Origin of the sequence: Arthrobacter sp. HMWF013 (assembly GCF_003061105.1) — a bacterium.
Classification (GTDB): domain Bacteria; phylum Actinomycetota; class Actinomycetes; order Actinomycetales; family Micrococcaceae; genus Arthrobacter.
Window position 1 is genome coordinate 1 of sequence record NZ_QAIQ01000504.1, and the last position, 3,890, is coordinate 3,890.

The 3,890-nt window shown below is 65.7% G+C and carries 5 protein-coding genes; all 5 read right to left on the minus strand.

The features are described 5' to 3' along the window. On the minus strand, positions 1-325 hold a 325-nt coding region (locus DBR22_RS17745; protein WP_441296249.1), incomplete at its 3' end, for an amino acid kinase family protein. Next, complete coding sequence (gene obgE, locus DBR22_RS17750) at positions 315-1,904, minus strand: GTPase ObgE (RefSeq protein ID WP_108600108.1); 1,590 nt, start codon at positions 1,902-1,904, stop codon at positions 315-317. The genes obgE and DBR22_RS17745, both read right to left, overlap by 11 nt. A gap of 116 nt (positions 1,905-2,020) precedes the next feature. After that, the gene (gene rpmA / locus DBR22_RS17755; RefSeq protein WP_009372867.1) at positions 2,021-2,284 is read right to left on the minus strand and encodes a 50S ribosomal protein L27; all 264 of its coding nucleotides are present in this window, start codon (positions 2,282-2,284) and stop codon (positions 2,021-2,023) included. A 60-nt stretch (positions 2,285-2,344) separates the two neighbouring features. Beyond that, positions 2,345-2,653: a 50S ribosomal protein L21 gene (gene rplU, locus DBR22_RS17760; protein WP_108600109.1), complete on the minus strand. Its 309-nt coding sequence runs from the start codon at positions 2,651-2,653 to the stop codon at positions 2,345-2,347. Positions 2,654-2,925: 272 nt separating this feature from the next. Continuing rightward, a partial coding sequence (locus DBR22_RS17765) for a bifunctional hydroxymethylpyrimidine kinase/phosphomethylpyrimidine kinase (protein WP_181365234.1) occupies positions 2,926-3,890 on the minus strand: 965 nt, incomplete at its 5' end.

Sequence of the window (3,890 nt, forward strand, 5' to 3'; positions counted from 1 at the left end):
CCTGGGTGTAGCGGGCCATCAGCAGGCCCTGGCCCACACTGGCCGCGGCCTGCTGGGTGGCAAGGTCACGCGGCCTTTTGGCCAGGCCCAAGGGTGCCAGGCCCGCCGCAATGGCGCCTGAGGACACCAGGATGATCTCCGTGCCGGAGTTCCGCTTGGCCGCCAGCGCGTCCGCCAGCGCGGTCAGTGACTCCTCGGAGATGCCGCCCTTGATGCTGGTCAGAGAGGACGAACCCACTTTGACCACTATCCTGCGGGCACCGGAGAGCACGCCGCGGTCCGCGGCCCGCTGCTGCGGCACCGCGGCAGCAGTGCTACTGGTCATCGTCTGCGCCCAGTCCACTCTCCTTGAGCGGCTTGGCAACCCGGCGGCTGCTGACCGACTCGGTCCAGATACCTGCTTTTCGTTCGGCTTCGAGTTCGGCGCGGGCGGCTGCCTTGGCTTCCTTGCGCTCCTGCTGCTCGTCCCGCTTCTGGCCGCGGGTGGGGCGGTCGCCGATGTCCGCGAACCGGACGTCGGTGCCACGCGGGGCGGCGAGCAGTTCGGCGCCCGCCATCATGGTGGGCTCCCAGTCGAAGACCACGCCGTCGTCCTCGCCGATCACCACGGTGTCGCCAGGCTTGGCACCCTGCTTGAAGAGTTCGTTTTCGACGCCGAGCTTCGCAAGGCGGTCTGCGAGGTAGCCGATGGCTTCCTCGTTGGTGAAGTCTGTCTGCTTAACCCAGCGCACGGGCTTGTCGCCGAGGACGCGGAACAGCGGCTCAAGGTTCTTTTCCTCGCGGCGGATCTTGAAGCCGGCCTCGTTCACAGCCCGCGGGCGCAGCACGGGCGGCTGGACCTTCGGCGGTGCAGCGGCCAGGGTGTCGCGGGCAGACTGGACGATTTCGGCCATGGCGAAGCCGAGCTGGCGCAGGCCCTCGTGGCTGGTGGCTGAGATTTCGAAGACCCGGTAACCACGGGATTCCAATTCCGGGCGGACGAACTCGGCCATGTCCTTGCCGTCCGGGAGGTCCACCTTGTTCAGTGCCACCAGGCGCGGGCGGTGGTTCAGGGGGACAACTTCGCCGTCAGTGCCGGCGTAGCTCATGTCCACGGCGTACTTTTCCAGTTCGGCCTCGATAATGGCCAGGTCGGAGAGAGGGTCACGGTCGGCTTCAAGCGTGCCGCAGTCCAGCACGTGCACCAGTGCGGCGCAGCGCTCCACGTGGCGCAGGAAGTGGTGGCCCAGGCCCTTGCCTTCGCTGGCGCCTTCGATCAGGCCCGGGACGTCGGCGATGGTGAAGCGGATATCGCCGGCCTGGACAACGCCGAGGTTGGGGATAAGCGTGGTGAACGGGTAGTCGGCGATCTTGGGCCGCGCGGCGGACATGGCCGCGATCAGGCTGGACTTGCCGGCAGAGGGGAAGCCCACCAGGGCGATGTCCGCAATGGACTTCAGTTCCAGCACAACGTCGCTGGACTCGCCCTCGATGCCCAGGAGCGCGAAGCCCGGGGCCCGGCGCTTCTGGGAGGACAGCGATGCGTTGCCGAGGCCGCCCTGGCCGCCGGCAGCCGCGATGTACTCGGCGCCTTCACCCACGAGGTCAGCGAGGACGGTTCCGTCCTTGGACTTGACTACGGTGCCGTCAGGGACCGGGAGGATGAGGGTCTCGCCGCTCTTGCCGCCGCGCCAGTCGCCCATGCCGGGGCCGCCGTTGGTGGCGTGGCGATGGGGGGCGTGGTGGTAATCCAAAAGCGTGGTGGTCTGGTGATCCACACGGAGTATGACGTCGCCGCCGTCGCCGCCGTTGCCGCCGTCGGGTCCGCCGAGAGGCTTGAACTTCTCGCGGTGGACCGAGACACAGCCGTGGCCGCCGGTACCGCCGGATACGTGCAGTACTACCCGGTCTACAAAGCTCGCCACGTGGATCTCCTCAGTGCTGTTTCCTGGACGCCCGCAGGCACCAAGACGATTGTAATGCGGTTAAAAGAACAGTGGAGCGGACCAACAGGTCCGCTCCACCACTTCAGAACTATTTGTTACTCTGCGGCTGCAGCAGCAACGATGTTGACTACGCGGCGACCGCGGCGGGTGCCGAATTCGACAGCTCCCGGGGTCAGTGCGAACAGGGTGTCGTCGCCGCCACGGCCTACGCCGGCGCCCGGGTGGAAGTGGGTGCCGCGCTGGCGGACGATGATCTCGCCTGCGGAAACTACCTGGCCGCCGAAGCGCTTGACGCCGAGGTACTGGGCGTTGGAGTCACGACCGTTGCGAGTGGAGCTCGCGCCTTTTTTATGTGCCATTTGAAATGCCTGCCTCTAAATTCTGGGGAATCTGCTGAAAACCTGAACAGTAACGAAAGGTTACTTGATACCAGTGATCTTGACCTTGGTCAGTTCCTGACGGTGACCCTGGCGCTTCTTGTAACCGGTCTTGTTCTTGAACTTCTGGATGACGATCTTCGGACCGCGAAGGTCATTGAGGATCTCAGCCGTGACAGTTACCTTGGCCAGGTCCGCAGCTGCGGCAGTGACCTTCTCACCGTCGACCAGGAGCAGGACGGGCAGCTCAATGGTGCTGCCAGCTCCACCGGCGACGCGGTTGAGGGTAACGAAGTCTCCAACGGAGACCTTCTCTTGCCGGCCGCCTGCGCGGACAATCGCGTACACCACTTGGGAACTCACTTCTCTCGACGTTTATTACTAGATTTGCGTGCGGAACCTGGGTCCATAATTGGCTGGGCTCTCGCTGTGCCTCAACGCCGTGGGGTCGTAACCCAAGTGTTGGCGTAAGCACCGAAGATCTAGAATACGCTAATTTTGCCTTCGGCCGCAAATGAGGCTGGTTACGGCCGGTTGACTGTGATAGGACCCACAAACAGGTACTGCACTGACAACCAGGAACCGTGCCCGACTATCGTACCGGCTGGAACCGCCGTTGACGTTCAGGCGTGCAGGCGCGGCGCGTCGAAGAATTCCACTTCGAAACGGCAGGACTGGCCGAAAGCTGCCATCATGGCTGCCCTCTCGTCCTCCGAGCCCCTGCGGCCCGCGTCGTCTGCCATGGCGATGGCCTCCCGGGTGGCCTGGGCGAAGTCCTCGTCTGCGTAGGTCCGCAGCCATTCGGCGTAGGGGTGCGACGCCGGGGCGCCGGCAGCGACGAACTCCCCGTGAAGCGTCTGCCCCACTTCGGCGTACAGCCAGAAGCACGGAAGGACAGCAGCCACCAGCACGGCGTAGCTGCCTGAGGCTGAGGCCGCCAGCAGGTGGTCCACGTAGGACTTGGTGACCGGCCCCAGGCCCGGCTCCACTGCGCGGGAACTGAGCCAGCTCCGGTGCAGCTCCGACTCGACCTCGAGGCACTGCTGGGCGGAGCGGGCCCAGAACAGCTGGGCCGCTTCAGTGGGCGCCAGCGCGCTGGCGCGGGCCAGCACCCGTGAGTAACCGTTGAGGTAGATGGCGTCCTGCGCGAGGTAGTAGGTGAACTGCGCCTCGCCCAGCGTGCCGGCCGCGAGGTCACGGATGAACTCCAGCCCATAGATGGATTCCAGCTCAGGAGCGGCTTCCCCGCGCAGGAGTTCAGCGAATTCGCCCTTAACCAGCTCCCGCTTCCGGTGGTGGAAGTGGTGGACCGGGCCGTTGCCGCCGCCAACGTCAAGCTGGCCGGAGGCCTGGAGCGCGCCGGCCAGCCAGGGCTTCACCTGGCGCAGCGAGGCTTCCCAGTCGCCCAGCCGGGCCTGCACGGCAGCCATTGCCGATGACAGCGAGCAGCCGGTGCCGTGGCTGTTCGGCGTGGGTACCCGCTCCCCCGCAAACTCCACCACCTCCTGCGAAAGCAGTCCCCCGGCATTGACCAGGGCGTCCGGGCAAGTATCGCCGTCGAGGTGCCCTCCCTTGACCAGGATGGTGG

What these genes read in the sequence shown, in the direction of transcription:
- rpmA (WP_009372867.1), bottom strand. Translation starts at nt 2,284, where the DNA reads ATGGCACATAAAAAAGGCGCGAGCTCCACTCGCAACGGTCGTGACTCC.